This window comes from Pseudomonas sp. JAI120, assembly GCF_014207255.1.
Classification (GTDB): domain Bacteria; phylum Pseudomonadota; class Gammaproteobacteria; order Pseudomonadales; family Pseudomonadaceae; genus Aquipseudomonas.
In genome coordinates this window covers 17,134-38,295 of sequence record NZ_JACHCZ010000004.1, presented here as the reverse complement: position 1 = coordinate 38,295, position 21,162 = coordinate 17,134, and the positions used below count along the sequence as shown (strand labels likewise).

General features: G+C 63.2%; 15 protein-coding genes. 9 read left to right on the top strand and 6 right to left on the bottom strand.

Annotated elements, in window-relative coordinates; translation table 11 throughout:
• Positions 1-24: 24 nt before the first annotated feature.
• Positions 25-1,938 (top strand): arginine decarboxylase, encoded by a 1,914-nt coding sequence (gene speA, locus HDC32_RS21235; protein WP_131696705.1) that lies wholly within the window; start codon positions 25-27, stop codon positions 1,936-1,938.
• 49 nt (positions 1,939-1,987) lie between these two features.
• Here speA and HDC32_RS21230 read toward each other — a convergent pair whose 3' ends face one another.
• The gene (locus tag HDC32_RS21230) at positions 1,988-3,331 is read right to left on the bottom strand and encodes an MATE family efflux transporter (protein WP_184745352.1); all 1,344 of its coding nucleotides are present in this window, start codon (positions 3,329-3,331) and stop codon (positions 1,988-1,990) included.
• A 233-nt stretch (positions 3,332-3,564) separates the two neighbouring features.
• Here HDC32_RS21230 and HDC32_RS21225 point away from each other — a divergent pair, with 233 nt between their 5' ends.
• A complete protein-coding gene (locus HDC32_RS21225) occupies positions 3,565-8,460 on the top strand; it encodes an alpha-2-macroglobulin (RefSeq protein WP_184745350.1) in 4,896 nt (1,631 codons plus the stop codon).
• 138 nt (positions 8,461-8,598) lie between these two features.
• On the opposite strand, the gene HDC32_RS21220 is transcribed toward HDC32_RS21225, so the two are convergent.
• Positions 8,599-8,892 carry a hypothetical protein gene (locus HDC32_RS21220; RefSeq protein ID WP_027607987.1) on the bottom strand — a complete coding sequence of 98 codons (294 nt, stop codon included), beginning with the start codon at positions 8,890-8,892 and terminating at the stop codon, positions 8,599-8,601.
• 90 nt (positions 8,893-8,982) lie between these two features.
• Here HDC32_RS21220 and pbpC point away from each other — a divergent pair, with 90 nt between their 5' ends.
• The 5 genes from pbpC to HDC32_RS21195 all read left to right on the top strand — a co-directional run bounded on the left by pbpC (position 8,983) and on the right by HDC32_RS21195 (position 13,683).
• Positions 8,983-11,313 carry a peptidoglycan glycosyltransferase PbpC gene (gene pbpC / locus HDC32_RS21215; RefSeq protein WP_184745348.1) on the top strand — a complete coding sequence of 777 codons (2,331 nt, stop codon included), beginning with the start codon at positions 8,983-8,985 and terminating at the stop codon, positions 11,311-11,313.
• A gap of 90 nt (positions 11,314-11,403) precedes the next feature.
• Positions 11,404-11,712, top strand: coding sequence for a MazG-like family protein (locus HDC32_RS21210; RefSeq protein ID WP_131696700.1), 309 nt, complete (start codon positions 11,404-11,406; stop codon positions 11,710-11,712).
• Positions 11,705-12,454, top strand: coding sequence for a methyltransferase domain-containing protein (locus HDC32_RS21205; protein ID WP_184745347.1), 750 nt, complete (start codon positions 11,705-11,707; stop codon positions 12,452-12,454). The genes HDC32_RS21210 and HDC32_RS21205 overlap by 8 nt, the downstream gene beginning before the upstream one ends.
• Positions 12,455-12,478: 24 nt before the next feature.
• Positions 12,479-13,081, top strand: a complete 603-nt coding sequence (locus HDC32_RS21200) for a DUF4136 domain-containing protein (protein WP_184745345.1) — start codon at positions 12,479-12,481, stop codon at positions 13,079-13,081.
• Between the two features lie 44 nt (positions 13,082-13,125).
• Positions 13,126-13,683, top strand: coding sequence for a DUF4136 domain-containing protein (locus HDC32_RS21195; protein ID WP_184745343.1), 558 nt, complete (start codon positions 13,126-13,128; stop codon positions 13,681-13,683).
• 3 nt (positions 13,684-13,686) lie between these two features.
• Here the strand turns inward: HDC32_RS21195 and HDC32_RS21190 are convergent, their stop codons facing one another.
• The gene (locus HDC32_RS21190; RefSeq protein ID WP_145336093.1) at positions 13,687-14,565 is read right to left on the bottom strand and encodes a MaoC family dehydratase; all 879 of its coding nucleotides are present in this window, start codon (positions 14,563-14,565) and stop codon (positions 13,687-13,689) included.
• 2 nt (positions 14,566-14,567) lie between these two features.
• On the bottom strand, positions 14,568-15,911 hold the full coding sequence (locus tag HDC32_RS21185; RefSeq protein ID WP_145336095.1) for a 3-oxoacyl-ACP reductase: 1,344 nt from the start codon (positions 15,909-15,911) through the stop codon (positions 14,568-14,570).
• A gap of 103 nt (positions 15,912-16,014) precedes the next feature.
• Between HDC32_RS21185 and HDC32_RS21180 the strand changes: the two genes are divergently transcribed.
• On the top strand, positions 16,015-17,292 hold the full coding sequence (locus HDC32_RS21180; RefSeq protein WP_167656892.1) for an acetyl-CoA C-acetyltransferase: 1,278 nt from the start codon (positions 16,015-16,017) through the stop codon (positions 17,290-17,292).
• Positions 17,293-17,425: 133 nt separating this feature from the next.
• A complete protein-coding gene (locus HDC32_RS21175; protein WP_131696677.1) occupies positions 17,426-18,325 on the top strand; it encodes a PA4780 family RIO1-like protein kinase in 900 nt (299 codons plus the stop codon).
• A gap of 159 nt (positions 18,326-18,484) precedes the next feature.
• Here HDC32_RS21175 and cueR read toward each other — a convergent pair whose 3' ends face one another.
• Entirely contained in the window at positions 18,485-18,886 is a 402-nt protein-coding gene (gene cueR, locus HDC32_RS21170) for a Cu(I)-responsive transcriptional regulator (protein WP_131696676.1), read from the bottom strand.
• Complete coding sequence (locus HDC32_RS21165) at positions 18,883-21,099, bottom strand: cation-translocating P-type ATPase (protein WP_184745341.1); 2,217 nt, start codon at positions 21,097-21,099, stop codon at positions 18,883-18,885. Before HDC32_RS21165 ends, cueR begins: the two co-directional genes overlap by 4 nt.
• Positions 21,100-21,162 lie beyond the last annotated feature (63 nt).

The window sequence follows — 21,162 nt, the reverse complement described above, 5'->3', positions numbered from 1 at the left end:
CGCCTTCATTTATAGGGGACTTCGATGTCCGTACGACGCACACGCAAAGACGATGGCAGCCAATGGACAGTTGCGGACAGCCGCAGTGTTTACGGGATTCGCCATTGGGGGGCCGGGTATTTCGCGATCAATGATGCCGGTCGCGTTGAAGTCCGTCCGAACGGCCCGAACAGCACGCCTGTCGACCTGTACGAACAAGTCGACCAGTTGCGCAAGAGCGGCCTGTCGTTGCCATTGCTGGTGCGCTTCCCCGATATCCTGCAAGACCGTGTCCGCCAGTTGACCGGTGCCTTTGACGCCAACATCGAGCGCCTGGAATACCAGAGCAAGTACACCGCGCTGTACCCGATCAAAGTGAACCAGCAGGAAGCGGTGATCGAAAACATCATCGCCACCCAGAACGTGTCTATCGGTCTGGAAGCCGGTTCCAAGCCTGAGCTGCTGGCCGTACTGGCCCTGGCGCCGAAGGGCGGCACCATCGTCTGCAACGGTTATAAAGACCGCGAGTTCATCCGCCTGGCGCTGATGGGCCAAAAGCTCGGCCACAACGTATTTATCGTGATCGAGAAAGAATCAGAAGTTGAACTGGTGATCGAAGAAGCCGCCAGCCTCAAGGTCAAGCCACAGGTGGGCCTGCGTGTGCGGCTGTCGTCCCTGGCGTCGAGCAAGTGGGCGGACACCGGTGGCGAGAAGTCCAAGTTCGGGTTGTCGGCGGCGCAACTGCTGTCGGTGGTCGAGCGCTTCCGCGCGGCGGGCCTGGACCAGGGCATCCGCCTGCTGCACTTCCACATGGGTTCGCAGATCGCCAACCTGGCCGACTACCAGCACGGCTTCAAGGAGGCCATTCGTTACTACGGCGAACTGCGCAACCTCGGCCTGCCGGTGGACCACATCGACGTGGGCGGCGGCCTGGGCGTGGATTACGACGGTACTCACTCGCGTAACGCCAGCTCGATCAACTACGACATGGACGACTACGCCGGTGTGGTCGTGGGCATGCTCAAGGAATTCTGCGACGCGCAGAGCCTGCCGCACCCGAATATCTTCTCCGAAAGCGGCCGCTCCCTGACCGCCCACCACGCCATGCTGGTGGTGCAGGTGACCGACGTCGAGAAACACAACGACGAAATCCCGGTCATCGAAAACAAGGAAAGCCTGCCTGAAACCGTGCAATGGCTGGTAGACCTGCTCGGCCCGACCGACATCGAAATGGTCACCGAAACCTACTGGCGCGCCACTCACTACATGAGCGACGTGGCCACCCAGTATGCCGACGGCAAACTGACCCTGGCCGAGAAAGCCCTGGCCGAACAGTGCTACTTCGCCGTGTGCCGTCGCCTGCATAACTCGCTCAAAGCCCGCCAGCGCTCGCACCGCCAGGTGCTGGACGAACTCAACGACAAGCTGGCCGACAAGTACATCTGCAACTTCTCCGTGTTCCAGAGCCTGCCGGACACCTGGGCCATCGGCCAGGTCCTGCCGATTTTGCCGCTGCACCGCCTCGACGAAGAGCCGCTGCGCCGCGCGGTGCTGCAAGACCTGACCTGCGACTCCGACGGCAAGATCAAGCAATACGTCGACGAGCAGAGCATCGAGACCAGCCTGCCGGTCCACGCCTTGAACGACGGTGAAGACTACCTGCTGGGTATCTTCCTGGTTGGCGCCTATCAGGAAATCCTTGGCGACATGCACAACCTGTTCGGCGACACCGACTCGGTGAACATCTATCAGCGCGAAGACGGCTCGGTGTACAGCGCCGGCATCGAGACCCACGACACCATCGAAGACATGCTGCGCTATGTGCACTTGTCGCCGGAGGAGTTGATGACTCACTACCGTGACAAGTGCGCCAGCGCGAAGATCAGTGCCAGTGAGCGTACGCAGTTCCTCGACGCGTTGCGTCTTGGCTTGACTCGTTCTTCCTACTTGTCCTCGTAAAAAATGTGGAAGGGGGCTTGCCCCCCTTCCTCATTAGGATTGCATTTCTTCAGTTAACTCCCAGCCACAGCCCCTGCCGATTCAGACGCCAGGCTATCGCCCACAGCGTCAGGCTGCGCACTGCCATGAACAGCAGGAAGGTTATCCACAGCCCGTGGTTACCCAACCCCTGTAATGCCCAAGCGATTGGCAGCGTCAGCAATACCGTCAGCAACATTCCATCGCGCATCTCTCGTGCCCGAGTAGCGCCGATAAACAACCCATCCAACAGATAACTCCACACCGCAATCAACGGCAGTACCGCCAGGTATGGCAGGTAGATATCGGCGGTTTCGCGCACGCTGGGGATATCGGTCTGCATGGCGATAAACAGGTGGCCGGCGACAGTGAAGAGCAGGGCGAAGCCGACGCTGGCGATCAATGACCAGCCGCCGGCAACCACCAGGGAGCGGCGTAAGGATTGGCGATCATGGGCGCCGATGGCATGGCCGCATAGGGCCTCGACCGCATGGGCCAGACCGTCCAACGCATGAGCGGTCAGTAACAAGCCATTGAGCAATAGAGCATTGGCCGCCACGGTGGCATCGCCCAGGCGTGCGCCTTGCACCGTGATCATGAAAAACACCGACTGCAACGCCAGGCTGCGGATAAAAATGTCGCGGTTCACCGCGAGCAACGGGCGCCAGCTTTCCCAAAGCTTCAACGCGGCCCAGGCGATATGCCCGGGGTAGGCGCGCAGGGCTTTTCGCGTGAGGGCCAGACCGAGCAAGGCGCCGGTCCATTCGGCGATCACCGACGCGCGGGCGGAGCCGACCACACCCCAGTCCAGCCCGAGGACGAACCACAGGTTGAGGGCAATATTCACCAGGTTGGTGGTCAATAGAATCGCCAGCGGCGCGCGGGCGTTTTGCGTGCCCAGGAACCAGCCCACCAGCGCATAACTGGCCAGCGCGGCAGGCAGGCCGAACAGGCGGGTGTGGAAGAACTCGCGGGTCAGTTGGTTGAGTTCGGGGGAGGGCTGCATCCACTCCAGGGCTAGATGGCTCAGTGGAATGCCGACGGTGCCGAGCAGCATCGCCAACCCCAGCGCCAGCAACAGGCCTTGCAGCAGGATTTGCCGCAGTGCCGCACCATCACTGCGCCCGGCGGCCTGGGCGGCGAAACCGGTGGAGCCCATGCGCAGAAAACCCATGGCCCAGGCGAGGAAGGTATAGAGGCTGGCGCCGACGGCCACGGCGCCCAGTTGGTGGGCGTGGGGCAGGTGGCCGATGACCATGCTGTCGACCAGTGCCACCAACGGCACGGAGATGTTCGAAAGAATCATCGGTGCAGCCAGAGCCCATACACGGCGATGGGTAGGGCGATCGCGCCAGTCGGTCAGTAAGGTGGACATGCAGGCTCCTTGGGGGAGCGGCATTGTAACCGTCCATTGGCACCGCAACAGGGTCAATGTGGAATGGGGCCCCTCCCACATATTAATCTCCAATGTCCGTGGGATTTGGCTGGAACGCGAAACACGCCCAGAACCAAACCACCCTCCGTCGGTCAATGTGACCAGCGCCACATCGGCTTTGCCGACGCTGATATATAGTTCATCCCTCGGTTCCCTCTGACGACGAGTGCCCCATGCTTAACAAAGGATTGTTCCTGGCCTGCGCGCTGGCCCTGCTGAGCGCCTGCGATTCCTCCGATAAACCGGCTGCACCGCCTGCGCCCACCGTGGCGGCAGCGCCGAAACCGGCCAAGGCGGCGGTGGATGTGGCGGCGCTGAAACAGCGTTATGCCGGGCGTGAGCTGAGTGTGGTGGATGTGTCGGAGGTGCAGCTGGACGGGGCCAGTACCTTGTCGGTGAGCTTTTCCATTCCGTTGGATCCGGAGCAGAAATTTGCCGACAAACTTCATCTGGTCGACAGCAAGTCCGGCAAGGTCGACGGCGCCTGGGAGCTGTCCGATAACCTCATGGAACTGCGCCTGCGCCACCTGGAGCCCCAGCGCAAACTGGTGCTGACGGTGGATGCCGGAGTGAAGGCGGTCAACGCCAACACGCTCGCCGCCGAGTACAGCGTGCGCCTTGAGACCCGCGACCTGCAAGCCACCGTCGGCTTCGCCAGCCGTGGCACGCTGTTGCCGACGCGCCTGGCCGAAGGCCTGCCGGTGATCGCGCTGAACGTCGACAAGATCGACGTTGAGTTCTTCCGGATCAAGCCCGAATCCCTGCCGTCGTTCCTGGCGCAGTGGGGGCGCAATACCAGCCTGCAAAGTTATGAGTCCCGCGAATTGCTGCCGCTGGCTGACCTGGTCTATGGCGGCCGTTTCGACCTGAACCCGGCGCGCAATACCCGCGAAACGCTGTTGCTGCCGATCGCCGGCCTCAAGCAATTGCAGCAGCCGGGCGTGTACCTGGCGGTGATGCGCGCCTCGGGCACCTACAACTATTCGCAACCGGCCACACTGTTTACCTTGAGCGATATTGGCCTGTCGGTGCACCGCTACGCCAATCGCCTGGATGTGTTTACCCAGGCGCTGGAAGGTGGCAAGGCATTGGATGGCGTCGACCTCGAAGTGCTCGATGCCGACGGCCGTGTGTTGGGCCAGGGCAAGACCGAGAAGGGCGGTCACGCTGAACTGCCATTGCCGAAAAAGGCCCAGGTGTTATTGGCCAAACAGGGCGAGCAGACCAGTTTGCTGCGCCTGGACAGCGCCGCCCTTGACCTGGCGGAGTTCGACATTGGCGGCCAACCTTCGCACCCCCTGCAGTTCTTTGTGTTCGGCCCGCGCGACCTGTATCGCCCCGGCGAAACCGTGTTGCTCAACGCCCTGCTGCGCGACAAGGACGGCAACGCCGTCAAGCCGCAACCGGTGAGCGTCGAAGTGCGTCGCCCGGATGAACAGGTGAGCCGCAAGTTTGTATGGGATGCCGACGCCTCCGGCCTCTATCAATATCAACTGCAACTGGCCGGTGAAGCCCCGACCGGGCGCTGGCAGTTGGTGTTCGACCTGGGTGATGGCAAGCCGCAGCTGTATGAATTCCTCGTCGAAGACTTCCTGCCCGAGCGCCTGGCGCTGGAACTCAAGGGCAGCGACACGGCATTGAGCCCGGCGGATAACCCGGTGATTAAGGTCAATGGTCGCTACCTCTATGGTGCGCCGGCGTCGGGCAACCGCGTCAGCGGGCAAGTCTATGTGCGACCGTTGCGCGAAGCGGTCAAGTCGCTGCCGGGCTATCAATTCGGCTCCGTCACCGAAGAAGAACTGAGCCAGGACTTCGAGCTGGACGAAAGCGTACTCGACGCCAAGGGCCAGGAAGAACTGACCCTGGAAAGCAAATGGGCCGACGCCAAATCCCCTCTGCAACTGATCGTGCAAGCCAGCCTGCAAGAGTCGGGTGGGCGGCCGATCACCCGGCGCCTGGTGCAGCCGATCTGGCCGGCCGAGCAATTGCCGGGCCTGCGCGGCCTGTTTGACGGCAAGGAAACCAATGGCGATGGCCCGGCGGAATTCGAAGTGCTGCTGACCAACCAGGACGGGCAAAAACTCGCCGCGCAAAACCTCAAGGTCCGCCTGGTGCGCGAGCGCCGTGACTACTACTGGAATTACTCGGACAGCGATGGCTGGAGCTATCACTACAACGAGAAATTCCTCAACCTCGACGAACAAACCCTGAACATCAAGGCCGGCGATACCGCCAAGGTCAGCTTCCAGGTGGAGTGGGGCCCGTACCGTGTCGAGGTCGAGGACCCGCAGACCGGGCTGGTCAGCAGCCTGCGTTTCTGGGCCGGTTACCAGGCCCAGGACAACACCGAAGGCGGCGCCGTGCGCCCCGACCAGGTCAAGCTGGCGCTGGATAAACCCGCGTATGGCGACGGCGACACCGCCAACGTCACGGTCACGCCGCCGGCTGCCGGTAAAGGTTACCTGCTGGTGGAATCCGCCGAAGGGCCGCTGTGGTGGCAGGAAATCGACGTGCCGGCCGAGGGCAAAAGTTTTGCCGTGAAGCTCGACCCGAAATGGTCGCGCCATGACCTTTACGTCAGCGCCCTGGTGATTCGCCCAGGTGAGCGCAAAGCCAATATCACCCCGAAACGCGCGGTGGGCCTGCTGCATCTGCCGCTGGATCGCACCCAGCGCAAGCTTGGCGTGACCCTGACCGCGCCGGAAAAAATGCGTCCCAAACAACCGCTGACGGTGAAGATTGCCGCCAAGAATGCCGATGGCAGCGTACCGAAACAGGTGCACGTGCTGGTGGCGGCGGTGGACGTGGGCATCCTCAATATCACCGAATACCCGACACCCGACCCTTACTCCAGCCTGTTCGGTCGCAAGGCTTACGGCGTGGACCAGTTCGACATCTACGGCCAATTGATCGAAGCCGGGCAGGGCCGCCTGGCCAGCTTGGCTTTTGGTGGTGACGCCGCGCTGGCCAAGGGCGGCAAGCGCCCGGACACCAGCGTGACCATCGTCGCCCTGCAAAGCGCACCGGTGACCTTGAATGAGCAGGGCGAGGGTGAAGTCAGCGTCAATATCCCCGACTTCAACGGCGAGCTGCGCCTGATGGCCCAGGCCTGGAGCGATGACCGCTACGGCATGGCCGAAGGCAAGACCGTGATCGCAGCACCGCTGATCGCCGAGCTGTCGGCGCCGCGCTTCCTCGCTGGCGGTGACCAGACGACGTTGGCCCTGGACCTGTCCAACCTGTCGGGCAAGGCGCAGAAACTCGACGTGCAATTGAGTGCTGAAGGGCAGCTGGAGTTGGTCAACGGTGGTGCTCAAACCGTCGAACTCAAGCAAGGCCAGCGCACCACCCTGCGTATCCCGGTGAAAGCCTGGGGGGGCTTGGGTCAAGGCAAGGTGAAGGTCACCGTCAATGGCCTGGACCTGCCCGGTGAGAACCTCCCGCCGTTCAGCCGCGAATGGTCCCTGGGCGTGCGCCCGGCGTATCCCGCGTTGCTCAAACATTACCGGGCAGTACTCAAAGGCGAGCCGTGGAGCCTACCAATCGGCGCATTGGATCAATTCGATGCCTCTGGGCGTGAGGCGCTGCTGAGCCTGTCGAGCCGGCCACCGTTGAACCTCGGCGCGCAGATCTCGGCACTCAAGGCCTACCCCTATGGTTGCCTGGAGCAGACCGCCAGTGGTTTGTACCCGTCGCTGTATGCCGACGATGCGTTGCTCAAGCGCCTGAGTATCAAGGGTGAGCCGGATGCCGAGCGCAAACGCAAGATTGAGCTGGGCATCGAGCGCCTGCTGGGCATGCAACGCTACAACGGCAGCTTCGGTTTGTGGGGCGCGGATGGCGAAGAGGAATATTGGCTGACGGCCTATGTCACCGACTTCCTGTTGCGTGCCCGTGACCAGGGCTTCGCGGTACCGCCCGAAGCGTTGAAGAAAGCCAGCGAGCGCCTGCTGCGTTATGTGCAGGAACGCAATCTGATCGAAGTCGACTACAGCGACAACGCCGACCACACGCGCTTTGCCGTGCAGGCCTACGCCGGCATGGTGCTGGCGCGCAGTCAGCAGGCGCCGTTGGGCGCATTGCGCAGTATTTTCGAGCGACGCAGCGACGCGCGTTCCGGGTTGCCGTTGGTGCAGTTGTCCATCGCGTTGCAGAAGATGGGTGATCAGCCGCGCGCGGATCAAGCCTTGCTGGCCGGCCTGGCGGCGCAACGCAGCGCCAAGGAATGGCTGGCGGACTACGGCAGCCCGCTGCGCGATCAGGCGATGATCCTGGCGTTGCTGGAAGAAAACGACTTGGCCAAGGGCAAGCGTGAGGAGCGTTTGTTTACCCTGTCGGACCAATTGGCAGCCAGCCCGTACCTGTCGACCCAGGAGCGCAATTCGCTGTTCCTGGCCGGGCGCCTCGGGTTTGCCAAGCCGGAGTCGGACTGGCAGGTGTCCCTGACCGGCAGTGGCGGTGTGCATGAGTTGAATAATCAGCAATCGACCCTGGAGCTCGAAGGCAAGCTGCTGTCCAGCGACCTGGCCTTGAGCAATCAGGGGGATACGCCGGTGTACCAGCAACTGACAATCTCGGGTTATCCACAGCTGCCGCCGGCGCCGGGCGGCGACAACCTGAGCATCCGCCGTGAATACCTGGGCATGAATGGCCAACCGCTGAACCTGCGCAACCTCAATAGCGGCGACCTGGTGCTGGTGCACCTTGCCGTGAGCGCCAAGCAGCGCGTGCCGGATGCCTTGGTGGTCGACCTGTTGCCTGCGGGCCTGGAGCTGGAAAACCAGAACCTGGCACAAAGCGCGGCCAGCCTGGAAAACGCCAGCAGTCAGGTGAAGGAGTGGCGCGAGTCGATGCAGAACGCGGCGCTCAAGCATCAGGAGTTTCGTGATGACCGTTACGTAGCGGCCATCAACCTTGACGGTGACGGCACCACGCACTTGCTGTATCTGGCCCGTGCCGTGACACCGGGTACTTACCGCGTGCCACCGCCGCAGGTGGAGTCGATGTACCGGCCGAACTGGCAGGCAGTGGGGGAGACGCCGGCAGACCTGGTGATCAAAGGACGCTGATCTCTCAACTTGGAATCGAAACTAATGTGGGAGGGGGCTTGCTCCCGATAGCGGTGGGTCAGTTGCCAGGTGCATTGACTGAAACACTGCTATCGGGAGCAAGCCCCCTCCCACACAGGATTAGGGGCATTCTTGGGTTTAGTGGACGACCCAACTGAGCAGCCACAGGCCAAGTATCAGCCAGATCACCCCGAAGATGATCGAAGCGCGCATGAAGGCGCGTACGGCCGAGTACAGAAACAGCAGGCCGACGATCAGGGTGAGGATGCTGATGATCGAGGTGTCCATGCCCAACGTGCGTGACAGGCCTTCGACAAAGTTGCCGCCGGCGTGGGTCAAGGCTCCGAACAATCCGCTGAGCCCGTCGACGATAAAGCGGATGACGGAACCGAGCGCCTGGCCCAACCATTCGAAAAAGCTCTCTACCTGCATATGTGTGTCCTGATAAGAAGATGGGCGTATCTGTGCCTTTGGTTGTTATTGCAACAGGCTAGTTCCCTACAAGCATAGAGGTTTGCCCGTTTGAATTTGCGTTTAGTTGCCCGTTGGACCCTCGCGAGCCTGTTGCTGGTGATCGCCCTGCTGTGGCTGGCTGATCGCATCTGGCCCTTGCCGTTGCCCAAGGATGATCTGGCACGGGTAGTGCTGGCCGAGGATGGCACGCCGTTGTGGCGGTTTGCCGATGCCAACGGCGTGTGGCGTTACCCGGTGCAAACCAGCGAAGTGTCGCCGTATTACCTCGATGCACTGCTCACCTACGAAGACCGCTGGTTCTACCAGCACCCCGGTGTTAACCCGTTGGCGCTGGTGCGGGCGACGTGGCAGAACCTGAAGGGCGCGCGGGTGGTGTCGGGCGGCAGTACGTTGTCGATGCAGGTGGCGCGCCTACTCGACCCGCACTCGCGTACCTTCCACGGCAAGTTGCGCCAACTGTGGCGCACGGCGCAGTTGGAGTGGCACCTGTCCAAGGAACAGATTCTCAACCTGTACCTGAACCGCGCACCGTTTGGCGGCACATTGCAGGGCGTGGCGGCCGCCAGTTGGGCGTATCTGGGCAAGTCCCCGGCACACCTGACCCACGCCGAAGCGGCCTTGCTCGCGGTCTTGCCCCAGGCGCCGAGTCGCCTGCGTCCGGATCGGCACCCGCAGCGCGCCCAGGAAGCCCGCGACAAAGTCTTGCGTCGCCTCGCCGAGTTCCAGGTGTGGCCGCAGTCGGCGGTGGATGAAGCCCTCGAAGAACCATTGCTGCTCGCGCCGCGCCTGGAGCCCAGCCTGGCGCCGCTGCTCGCCCGCCGCCTGAACCGTCCCGACAGCCCGCCGCTGATTCGCACCACGCTGGATGCAACCCTGCAACGCCGTCTTGAAGACCTGTTGCTGGGCTGGCGTGCGCGGTTGCCGGAACACACCTCTGCCGCGATCCTGGTGGTGGAAGAAGAAAGCATGGCCGTGCGAGCTTATCTGGGGTCTGTGGACATCAACGACGCCAAGCGTTTTGGCCATGTGGACATGATCAGCGCGCTGCGTTCGCCGGGTTCCACCTTGAAGCCCTTCCTGTATGGCATGGCCCTGGACGAGGGCCTGATTCACTCCGAATCGCTGTTGCAGGACGTGCCCCGGCGTTATGGCGATTATCGGCCGGGCAACTTTTCCATGGGCTTTACCGGCGCAGTGCCAGCGAGCACGGCGCTGTCCAGTTCACTGAACCTGCCGGCGGTGCAGTTGTTGGAAGCATACGGGCCGAAGCGCTTTGCCGCGCAGATGCGCATCGGTGGCGTGCCATTGGCCCTGCCGGCGTTGGCCGAACCCAATCTGGCGCTGATCCTCGGTGGTGCGGGCAGCCGGCTGGAAGATCTGGTCAGCGGCTACAGTGCCTTCGCCCGTGCCGGCAGGAGCGCAACGATTCGATTGCAACCAGACGACACGCTGAGGGAACGGCCATTGCTGTCGCCAGGGGCCGCGTGGATTGTGCGGCGCATCCTCAGTGGCCAGGCGCGGCCTGATCGCGACCCGCGTGCCGAACTGGTGCAGCGCCCGGTCCTGGCCTGGAAAACCGGGACCAGCTACGGCTTTCGCGATGCCTGGGCGATTGGCGTGGGGCCGCGCTATCTGATCGGTGTGTGGATCGGTCGCCCGGACGGCACGCCGGTGCCGGGGCAGTTCGGTTTGGCCTCGGCGGCGCCGCTGATGTTGCAGGTGCACGACGTGCTGACCAATCGCGACAGCCAGCGCGGCATCAGCGCGCAGGTTTTACCGGTGCCGGCCAATGTCGGCGTGGCGGCGATCTGTTGGCCGCTGGGCCAGCCCATGAACCGCAGCGATCCGAATTGCCGCCGCCAGCGCTTTGCCTGGACCCTGGACAACACCACACCACCGACCTTGCAGGCGCTGGATCAACCGTTGAGCGTCGGTTTGATGGAAAGTGTCTGGGTCAACGCCAAGGGCTTGAGGGTGGATGCTCATTGCCCGGGCGCCGTGCCCAGGAACATCGCCCTGTGGCCCGCACCGCTGGAACCGTGGCTGCCGAGGGTCGAGCGCCGGGAAGCGCGGATTCCCGCTGCCGACCCCGATTGCCCACCACCGGCGCTGGCGGCGTCTTCGCCGTTGTCGATTGTCGGCGTGCGCGAAGGCGACCAACTGCGCCTGCCTGCCGCCAGCCAGCAGACCCTGCGCGTGAAACTCTCAGCCCTGGGCGGCAGCGGCCGGCGCTGGTGGTTCCTCAATGGCGCACCGCTGGGCGACAGCGCCAACCAGGACTTTATCAACGCCAGCTTCGAACGCTTGGGCCGCTATCAGCTCAGTGTGTTGGATGAGGCCGGTCAAACCGCCAGGCTTGAATTCAGCGTGGTGGATTAGGGCCCCCGATGGCGTCGCTGGGCACACCACCGCTATTCACTTGCCTTCACTCTCCATCCCCCTGAAGCTATACCCCTTCAGGAGCCCCCTATGAACCTCGAACACCTCACCGAACGCCTGCACCGCATCCGCGATACCAACAACTGGAAGCAATTCCACAGCCCGAAAAACCTCGCCATGGCCGCCAGCGTGGAAATGGCCGAACTGGTGGAAATATTCCAGTGGCTCAGCGAAGACCAGTCCCGCCAGTTGCCCGCCGACAAACTCGCCCACGCCGGCCAGGAAGTGGGCGATATCGTGCTGTACCTGCTGTTGCTGTGCAGCGAGCTGGGCCTGGACATGAACGAGGTGGTGCGCGCCAAGCTGGCCGACAGCGAGCGGCGGTTTGCCCATGAGTGACCGGCATTTCGACCAGTTGGCCACGCGCTTCGCCGAGAAAATCTACGGTGGCGCAAAAGGTTCCATTCGCCTGGCGGTACTCCAGGCAGACCTGGCTGAGGCCCTGCCGGACCGGCCGTTGCGCGTGCTGGATATCGGCGCGGGCCTGGGGCATATGTCGCTGTGGCTGGCCGAGCGCGGCCATCAGGTGACCCTGGCCGAACCCGCCGAGCCGATGCTCGAAGGCGCGCGCCAGCGCTTCGCCGAGGCCGGACAGAGCGCCACCTTCATCCATGCGCCCTGGCAGGACCTGCTCGGCCAGATCACCGAGCCCTACGACCTGGTGCTGTGCCATGCCGTGCTGGAATGGCTGGCCGAACCCCACGCGATCCTGCCGGTACTGCACCAGCTCACGCTGCCCGGTGGCTGGTTGTCGCTGGCGTTCTACAACCGCGATGCGCTGATTTATCGCAACCTGCTCAAAGGCCACTTCCGCAAAATGCGCAAGAATGACATGGCTGGCGAAAAGCAGAGCCTGACCCCGCAACAGCCCCTCGACCCGCGCGAGTTGGCGGCGCAACTCGAAGGGCTTTGGCAGGTCGAAAGCCAAAGTGGCGTGCGGGTATTCCACGACTATATGCCGGTGGAATTCCAGGCCCGCGCGAACCTACCGGACCTTATCGAGATGGAACTCGCTCACCGTCGTCACCCAAGCTTTGCCGGACTTGGGCGTTATTTGCACTGGATCTGCCGTCCGGTATAAGCGGCCCAGTCTGCGGAGGTCGAAATGCGTCGTCTCTGTTTGATCCTGTTATCCCTCGGGCTGGGCGCCTGCTCCAGCCCTAACCCTTACGTGGCGGCGTCTGCGCCCATGCCGCCGGCGCCCGCGCAGGCGGCCACGACCTTCGACGCCAGCGCCTACCCGGCGCCGTTGCGCGACTATGGCGCCTACCGCAATTGGGCCTGGCGCAACGGCCAGTTGCCGGCGGGCACGGCCTGGGCGGATTCTGCGCAAGTCGCCGAAGCGGTCAGCGGCGCCCTCGATCAGCGCGGCCTGCGCCCCTTGCATGACAACCGCCCGGCGGACCTGCTGGTGAGCGCCGATGTGCGCCTGGAGAAACGTCTCAAGCAAGTCCAGGACGATTACGGCTACGGATACGGCGGCTATAACCGCTACGGGCCGGGCTACGGCATGTACAACTCGGTGCCGATCGTGCGCACCTATGAAGTGCAAGTGGTGGTGGTGCGCGTCAACCTGTTCGACGCCCGCAGCGGCCAGCCGGTGTGGAGTGCCAGCGCGGAAACCGGCAGCCAGGGCAGCCTCAGCGAGCGCGCCGATGCCTTGCGCCAGGCCGTGCAAAAGGCGATGACCGCCTATCCTCCGAGTTAACAGCTATTCTCATCTAAAGCCCGGTCGCTTGTTGGAGATCAACCATGTTTCGTCGTATCGCTACGCTAGCTTTTGTTGTGCTGCTGGGCGGTTGCCAGACCAGCCAGGTCAACCATGATTTTGATGCCAGCCGCGACTTTGGCGCCTACCGCAGCTGGGCCTGGAAAGACCCGGCCCTGCAATACCGCCCCGATGATCCGCGGATCAAGAGCGACCTTACCGAGCAACGCGTCCGCCAGGCGGTGGGCGAACAGCTTGATCAACGCGGCCTGCGCCCGGCAGCAGCAGGCACCAAGGCTGACCTGAACGTGCAGGCCTACCTGATCGTCGAAGACCGCCAGCAACAAGTCACCACCAACTATGGCGGCGCCTGGGGCGGGCCGTGGAACGGCTACTGGGGCGGCCCGATGTACAACGAAACACGCAACGTCACCTACAAGGTGGCGACCCTCCAGATCGACCTGCTCGACGGCAAGGACGGCAAGCTGGTGTGGCGCGGCAGTGATGAACAGATGATGAGCAGCACGCCCAACCCCCAGGATCGTGATAACGCGATCCGCACGACGGTGACCCGCATCCTCTCCAGCTATCCCCCACGCTGACAATCAGTCCGCGCCCGCTTCAGGGGCGGCAAGCGCTGCTATCGGTTGCCATGTGCCTACCATGTGCTCAATATCGCCGGCCCCTTTCAATAACAGCTCTCCGCTGGAACCGGCGGCGCTGGCCAGCAATGTCACCTCACTGGGCAGGCGCACCGGTTTCCTGAATTCGACGTCTATTTCGATATTGGCGGCCGGCAAGTGTTCGCCCAAGGCGGCGAGGGTGTGCGCCTTGTTCCACAGTCCGTGGGCGATGGCCTGGGGGAAGCCGAACAGTCTGGCGGTCAGGGCGCTGAGGTGGATCGGGTTGTAGTCGCCGGATACTCTCGCGTAGCGGCGGCCGATATCGGCTGGGGCCTTCCAGCGAGTCAATTCGCTGATCTCGGCGGGGCTGGGACGGGCATCATCGGTCGCTTCGCCTTCGAGCTTTACACCCCGGCACAGCATACGGCTCTCGGCTTCCCACAGCAGGCCGAGAGAGTCTTCAACCGTGGTGACCACTTCAAAGGTCGCGCCCTTTGGGTGGGGCTTGAGGTTCTGCGTGTGCACGCCGATGGACAATTCGCTGACACCGCCCAGCGGGCGATGGATGCGGATGCGGTTGCTCAGGTGAATCAACCCCAGCAGCGGGAAGGGAAACTTTTTGTCGGTGAGCAACTGCATTTGCAGACCGAACGCGAGGATGTGCGGATAAGTTGCCGGCAGCAGGGGGCTCTCGGTAAACCCGCAGACTTTGCGGTACGCCGCCACCTGCTTGGGGTCGACGCTCACCCGGCAGCGCAACCCTTGCTCGGGCAGCGTGTTGCCGGTGATCTTGCGCTTGAGCGCCGCTCGCCAATACAACGGCGGCAGAAACGGCGTACTGCCTAAGGTTTGCCAATCCATGCTCATGCTCCCAACAGACTTTGGCCACACACCCGCAGCGCTTGGCCGCTGACCGCACCGGACCCCGGCTGGCCCAGCCAGGCCACGGCTTCGGCGACGTCCTGCGGCAAACCGCCCTGGCCCAGCGAGCTCATGCGGCGTCCGGCTTCACGCAGTGCAAATGGAATATGCGCGGTCATCTGGGTTTCGATAAAGCCTGGGGCTACGGCGTTGATACTGATCCCGCGTTCTTCCAATAACGGCGCCCATGCCTGCACCAGGCCGATCAAACCGGCCTTGCTCGCGGCATAGTTGGTTTGCCCACGGTTGCCGGCGATGCCGCTGATGGAGGCCAGCACCACCACGCGGGCGTTGTCGTGCAGGGTGCCGCTGTCGAGGAGTGCCTTGGTCAGCACTTGCGGGGCATTGAGATTGACCGCCAGCACCGCGTCCCAGTATTCCGGGGTCATGTTGGCCAGGGTTTTGTCACGGGTGATCCCGGCGTTGTGCACCAAGATGTCGAGGCCGTCGGGCAGGTGTTCGATCAACTGGCCGGCGGCGTCTGCGGCGCAGATGTCCAGCACGATTGTGCGCGCACCCAGGCGTGCGGCCAGGGCTTCGAGGTCGGACTTGGCCTGGGGCACGTCGAGCAGGATCACTTCGGCGCCGTCGCGGGCCAGGGTTTCGGCGATGGACGCGCCAATGCCACGGGCTGCGCCGGTGACCAATGCCTTGCGCCCGGCGAGGGGGCGGGTCCAGTCTTCGACGGGCGTGGCACAGGCCTTCAGGCGAATCACCTGGCCGGAGATATAGGCGCTTTTCGGTGACAGGAAAAAGCGCAGTGCGCCTTCCAGTTGGTCTTCGGCACCGTCGCCGACGTAGAGCAATTGCAACACGCCGCCGTTGCGCAGCTCCTTGGCCAGGGACCGGCTGAAACCTTCAAGGGCGCGCTGGGCGCTGGCGGCGAACGGGTCGCTGAGGCTCTCCGGTGCACGGCCAAGAATCACCAGGTGGGCACTGTTATCCAGGTTTTTCAGCAACGGTTGGAAAAACTCACGCAGTTGCTTGAGCTGGTCGGTGTGGTGGAGGTCGCTGGCATCGAACACCACGGCCTTGAGCTTGGGGCCGTGGCCGGGAATCCACGTCGACGCCTCGGCGCCGTAGGTGTAAATGGCGTCGGTGAGCTTGTTGGCAAACGCCTGTACGTTGCTTGCCAGCGCGCCACCTCCCAGCAGCAATGCACCTTCCACCGGACGCAGGCGCCCGGCTTGCCAGCGTTCCAGGCGTACCGGTGACGGCAGGCCAAGGGCGGCGACCAGGCGATGGCCGAGGCTTGAGTTGGCGAAGTCGATATAACGGTCAGACATGGAACGCTCTCCGAAGGCTGGGGTTCAAAGGGTTGACCATCCCAGGGTAGCAGTCGTTCGACTAGGCTCAGTTATCCAGACCACAACCGACAGGGAGCTTTCCATGACTCAATTGCGCCGTGTAGCGATCATTGGCGGTAACCGCATTCCCTTCGCCCGCTCCAATGGCCCTTACGCCACGGCAAGCAATCAGGCGATGCTGACCGCGGCCTTGGAGGGCCTGATCGAACGCTACAACCTGCACGGCCTGCGCATGGGCGAGGTGGCCGCCGGCGCGGTGCTCAAGCATTCCCGTGACTTCAACCTCACCCGTGAATGCGTGCTCGGTTCACGCCTGTCGCCGCAAACCCCCGCCTATGACATTCAGCAGGCGTGCGGCACCGGGCTCGAGGCGGCGTTGCTGGTGGCCAACAAGATCGCCCTGGGCCAGATTGAATGCGGGATTGCCGGTGGGGTGGATACCACCTCCGACGCCCCTATCGGCGTGAATGAAGGGCTGCGCAAGATCCTGCTGCAAGCCAATCGCAGCAAATCCATGGCGGATAAGTTAAAAGTCTTGTTACAACTTCGCCCCCATCACCTCAAGCCCGAGCTGCCGCGTAACGGCGAGCCGCGCACCGGTTTGTCCATGGGCCAGCATTGCGAATTGATGGCCCAGACCTGGCAGATTCCCCGTGTCGAGCAGGATCAACTCGCCCTCGAGAGCCACCAGAAAATGGCCGCTGCCTATGCCGAAGGCTGGCATAACGATCTGCTCACGCCGTTTCTGGGCCTGACCCGCGATAACAACCTGCGCCCCGACCTGAGCCTGGAGAAACTCGCCGCACTCAAGCCTGCGTTCGAACGCAGCGAAAAAGGCACGCTCACGGCCGGCAATTCCACACCGCTCACCGACGGCGCATCCCTGGTGCTGTTGGGCAGCGAGGCGTGGGCCCAGGCGCGTGGTTTGCCGATCCTGGCCTACCTGCGCGATGGCGAGGCGGCGGCGGTGGATTTCGTCAACGGCGCCGAAGGCCTGCTGATGGCGCCGGTGTATGCGGTGCCACGTTTGCTGGCGAGGAATGGCCTGACGCTGCAGGACTTTGATTACTACGAGATTCATGAAGCCTTCGCTGCCCAGGTGTTGTGCACGCTCAAGGCGTGGGAGGATGCGGATTACTGCAAGACGCGCCTCGGGCTGGACGCACCGTTAGGGGCCATCGATCGCAGCCGCCTGAACGTCAAAGGCAGTTCGCTGGCGGCCGGTCACCCGTTTGCCGCCACCGGTGGGCGCATTGTCGCCAACCTGGCCAAGCTGCTCGACGCGGCGGGCAAGGGGCGCGGGCTGATTTCGATCTGCGCCGCCGGCGGGCAGGGCGTGACGGCGATCATCGAACGTTGAATTCGCCGAAATTGGCATATTGGATGCATTCTTGAGTGGTCAGAGGTCGGTAGCCCCTCCCACCGGCGAGCCGATTGCCGTATAACGAGTGCCATACGCGTATTTGGTAATAAAGGACCCACAATAAAAGCTGATGAAGACTCCTAAACGCATTGAACCCCTGATCGAAGACGGTCTGGTCGACGAAGTGCTGCGCCCACTCATGAGTGGTAAAGAAGCAGCTGTTTATGTGGTGCGCTGCGGCAATGAATTGCGTTGCGCCAAGGTTTACAAGGAGGCGAACAAACGAAGTTTTCGTCAAGCGTCCGAATACCAGGAAGGCCGTAAGGTCCGTAACAGCCGGCAGGCCCGGGCCATGGCCAAGGGCTCGAAATTCGGCAAGAAAGAAACCGAAGATGCCTGGCAGAACGCCGAAGTAGCGGCGTTGTTCCGTCTGGCCGGTGCGGGCGTTCGCGTGCCCAAGCCGTACGACTTCCTCGAAGGCGTGTTGTTGATGGAACTGGTGGCCGACGAGTACGGCGATGCGGCGCCACGCCTGAATGACGTGACCTTGGAGCCGGACCAGGCGCGTGAATACCACGCCTTCCTGATTTCCCAGATCGTGCTGATGCTGTGTACCGGCCTGGTGCACGGTGACTTGTCCGAGTTCAACGTACTGCTCACGCCGACCGGTCCGGTCATTATCGACCTGCCCCAGGCGGTGGATGCGGCGGGCAACAACCACGCGTTCAACATGCTGGAGCGGGATGTGGGCAACATGGCTTCCTACTTCGGGCGTTTTGCCCCGGAGTTGAAGAAGACCAAGTACGCCAAGGAAATGTGGGCGCTCTACGAAGCCGGCACCTTGCACCCGGCCAGCGTATTGACCGGCGAGTTCGACGAGCCGGAAGAGCTGGCGGACGTGGGCGGTGTGATCCGCGAGATCGAAGCGGCGCGGCTGGATGAAGAACGGCGCCAGGCTGTTCGGGCGGCGGATGATGCGCCACCGAGCAAAGCGTCGGAAGAACCACCGCCGCCGCCCTGGATGCAGTGATCTTCGGGTACATGAAGATCAAAATGTGGGAGGGGCGGTGCGACGATTCGACTTGCTCCCGATGGCAGTGTGTCAGTCTCTATATCTGTAACTGACACACCGCCATCGGGAGCAAGCCCTCTCCCACATTTGGTTTTGCATGCATTCAGATAGATTCCGTCACGCGCAGCAGCTTCCCGACGCCAACTCCTTGAGAATCGGACAATCCGGCCGGTGATCACCCTGGCAGTGTTCGACCAGGTCCTGCAACGTATCGCGCAGTTGCCCCAACTCCAGAATCTTCTGGTTCAGCTCATCGATATGTTGGCGCGCCAAGGCTTTCACATCGGCGCTGGCTCGCTGCCGGTCCTGCCACAGGGTCAGCAGTTTGCCGACCTCTTCCAATGAAAACCCCAGGTCCCGCGAGCGTTTGATAAACGCCAGGGTGTGCAGGTCATCGGCGCCGTAGATGCGGTAGCCGCTGTCGGTGCGATGGGCCGCTTTGAGCAGGCCGATGGATTCGTAGTAGCGAATCATCTTCGCGCTCAGCCCGCTTTGCCGGGCGGCTTGGCCGATGTTCATGGGCGTTGATCCTCCAAATCTGACGGTTTCCAAGTGCTTGGTTTCCAGGTTTTCAACAGCAAGGCATTGCTCACGACGCTGACGCTGGACAAGGCCATGGCCGCGCCCGCGAGCACCGGGTTGAGCAGTCCGAACGCGGCCAGGGGAATGCCGATCAAGTTATACACAAAGGCCCAGAACAGGTTCTGGCGGATTTTGGCGTAGGTCTTGCGGCTTATCTCCAGGGCGGCCGGGACCAGGCGTGGGTCGCCGCGCATCAGGGTGATACCGGCGGCATGCATGGCCACGTCGGCGCCGCCGCCCATGGCGATACCGATATCGGCGGCGGCCAGGGCCGGCGCGTCGTTGATGCCGTCGCCCACCATGGCTACCACGCCGGTTTTTTTCAGTTCGGCGACGGTGGCGGCTTTATCGGCTGGCAGGACTTCGGCGTGTACGTCGTCGATGCCCAACGCTTCGGCGACGACGCGGGCGCTGCCGCGATTGTCGCCGGTGAGCAAGTGACTGCTGATGTGTCGGGCCTTGAGTTGTGCCACCGCTTCCAGCGCGCCAGGCTTGAGCGTGTCACCAAAGGCAAACAGCCCGAGCACACGCGGTTGCGCGCCTTGCTCGATCAGCCAGGACAAGGTGCGGCCCTCGGCTTCCCAGGCCGTGGCGGAGTCGGCCAGCCCACCCGCGTCCAGGCCGCTTTCTTCCAGCAGGCGCCGATTTCCCAACGCCAGTTGGCGCCCGTCGAGGGTACCGGCAATGCCGCGCCCGGTCAGGGATTGGCTGGCACTTACATCCGCCACCGTCAGCCCTTGCTCGCTGCAAGCATCCAGCACGGCCTTGGCCAGCGGGTGTTCGCTGCCGCGTTGCAGCGCGCCGGCCTGTTGCAGCAGCAAGGCTTCATTGCCATCCACCGCGACCAAGTGGGCGATTTTTGGCGTGCCGGAGGTGAGGGTGCCGGTCTTGTCGAACACCACGGTGCTCACTTCATGGGCGCGCTCCAGCGCTTCGGCGTCCTTGATCAGGATGCCGTAGCGTGCGGCGACGCCGGTGCCGGCCATGATGGCGGTCGGTGTGGCCAGCCCGAGGGCGCAAGGGCAGGCGATCACCAGCACCGCCACGGCGTTGATGATCGCGGTCTCCAGCGGCGCACCGTATAACCACCACCCCACCAGCGTAATTAACGCCAGCACCAGCACGGTTGGCACGAATACCTGGCTGACTTTATCCACCAGCTTCTGGATCGGTGCCTTGGCGGCCTGGGCGTCTTCCACCAGGCGGATGATGCGTGCCAGTACGCTTTCGGCACCGAGTGCGGTGGTGCGCACCAGCAGGCGGCCTTCGCCATTGATGGCGCCGCCGGTCACGGCGTCGCCAGGTTGTTTCGGCACCGGCAGGCTTTCGCCGCTGATCAGCGCTTCATCGGCATGGCTTTGGCCTTCTACCACTTCGCCGTCCACCGGGAACCGCTCGCCGGGTTTGACCAGCACCCGGTCATCGAGCTTGAGCGCGCTGATGGCCACATCGTCCTCGCGGCCATCCTGTACACGAATGGCGCGTTCAGGGCGCAGGGCTTCAAGGGCGCGGATAGCGCTGGCGGTCTGGCGTTTGGCGCGACTCTCCAGGTATTTACCGAGCAACACCAGGGCGATCACCACGGCCGACGCTTCGAAGTACAGATGGGGCATGGTGCCCACGGGCGCGGTCAGCCATTCATAGAGACTCAAGCCGTAACCGGCGCTGGTGCCGATGGCCACCAGCAGGTCCATATTGCCGGCACCGGCACGCACGGCTTTCCACGCCGCGATATAGAAGCGCGCACCGAAGATGAATTGCACAGGGGTCGCCAGGGCGAATTGCACCCAGGCCGGCAGCATCCAGTGCAGGCCGAAGGGTTGTACCAGCATCGGCAAAACCAGAGGCAATGCCAGCACAATCGCCAGCACCAGCGACCAGCGCTCGCGGTGCAGGCGTTGGGCCTGATCGGCTTCGGTCTTGGTTTCGCTTTGCGGCAGGCTGGCGGTGTAGCCGGCTTTGTCGACGGCGGCGATCAGCACGGCCGGATCTATCTGGCCCAGCACTTCGACGTGCGCGCGCTCGTTGGCCAGGTTGACGCTGACGCTTTGCACCCCCGGCACTTTGCCCAGTGCGCGCTCGACACGCCCGGCACAGCTGGCGCAGGTCATGCCGCCGATGGGCAGGTCAAAGGTGGTGGGTCCATTCATGGGGCAGTCCTCCAGAGAAGTTGCCCCTAGGATCAACCTTGACCTGTGGGGAAGGTCAAGCGC

What these genes read in the sequence shown, in the direction of transcription:
- HDC32_RS21185 (WP_145336095.1), bottom strand. Translation starts at nt 15,911, where the DNA reads ATGTCTGACCGTTATATCGACTTCGCCAACTCAAGCCTCGGCCATCGC.
- HDC32_RS21230 (WP_184745352.1), bottom strand. Translation starts at nt 3,331, where the DNA reads ATGTCCACCTTACTGACCGACTGGCGCGATCGCCCTACCCATCGCCGT.
- HDC32_RS21205 (WP_184745347.1), top strand. Translation starts at nt 11,705, where the DNA reads ATGAGTGACCGGCATTTCGACCAGTTGGCCACGCGCTTCGCCGAGAAA.
- HDC32_RS21210 (WP_131696700.1), top strand. Translation starts at nt 11,404, where the DNA reads ATGAACCTCGAACACCTCACCGAACGCCTGCACCGCATCCGCGATACC.
- HDC32_RS21190 (WP_145336093.1), bottom strand. Translation starts at nt 14,565, where the DNA reads ATGGATTGGCAAACCTTAGGCAGTACGCCGTTTCTGCCGCCGTTGTAT.
- HDC32_RS21195 (WP_184745343.1), top strand. Translation starts at nt 13,126, where the DNA reads ATGTTTCGTCGTATCGCTACGCTAGCTTTTGTTGTGCTGCTGGGCGGT.
- cueR (WP_131696676.1), bottom strand. Translation starts at nt 18,886, where the DNA reads ATGAACATCGGCCAAGCCGCCCGGCAAAGCGGGCTGAGCGCGAAGATG.
- HDC32_RS21180 (WP_167656892.1), top strand. Translation starts at nt 16,015, where the DNA reads ATGACTCAATTGCGCCGTGTAGCGATCATTGGCGGTAACCGCATTCCC.
- HDC32_RS21175 (WP_131696677.1), top strand. Translation starts at nt 17,426, where the DNA reads ATGAAGACTCCTAAACGCATTGAACCCCTGATCGAAGACGGTCTGGTC.
- HDC32_RS21200 (WP_184745345.1), top strand. Translation starts at nt 12,479, where the DNA reads ATGCGTCGTCTCTGTTTGATCCTGTTATCCCTCGGGCTGGGCGCCTGC.
- HDC32_RS21165 (WP_184745341.1), bottom strand. Translation starts at nt 21,099, where the DNA reads ATGAATGGACCCACCACCTTTGACCTGCCCATCGGCGGCATGACCTGC.
- HDC32_RS21225 (WP_184745350.1), top strand. Translation starts at nt 3,565, where the DNA reads ATGCTTAACAAAGGATTGTTCCTGGCCTGCGCGCTGGCCCTGCTGAGC.
- speA (WP_131696705.1), top strand. Translation starts at nt 25, where the DNA reads ATGTCCGTACGACGCACACGCAAAGACGATGGCAGCCAATGGACAGTT.
- HDC32_RS21220 (WP_027607987.1), bottom strand. Translation starts at nt 8,892, where the DNA reads ATGCAGGTAGAGAGCTTTTTCGAATGGTTGGGCCAGGCGCTCGGTTCC.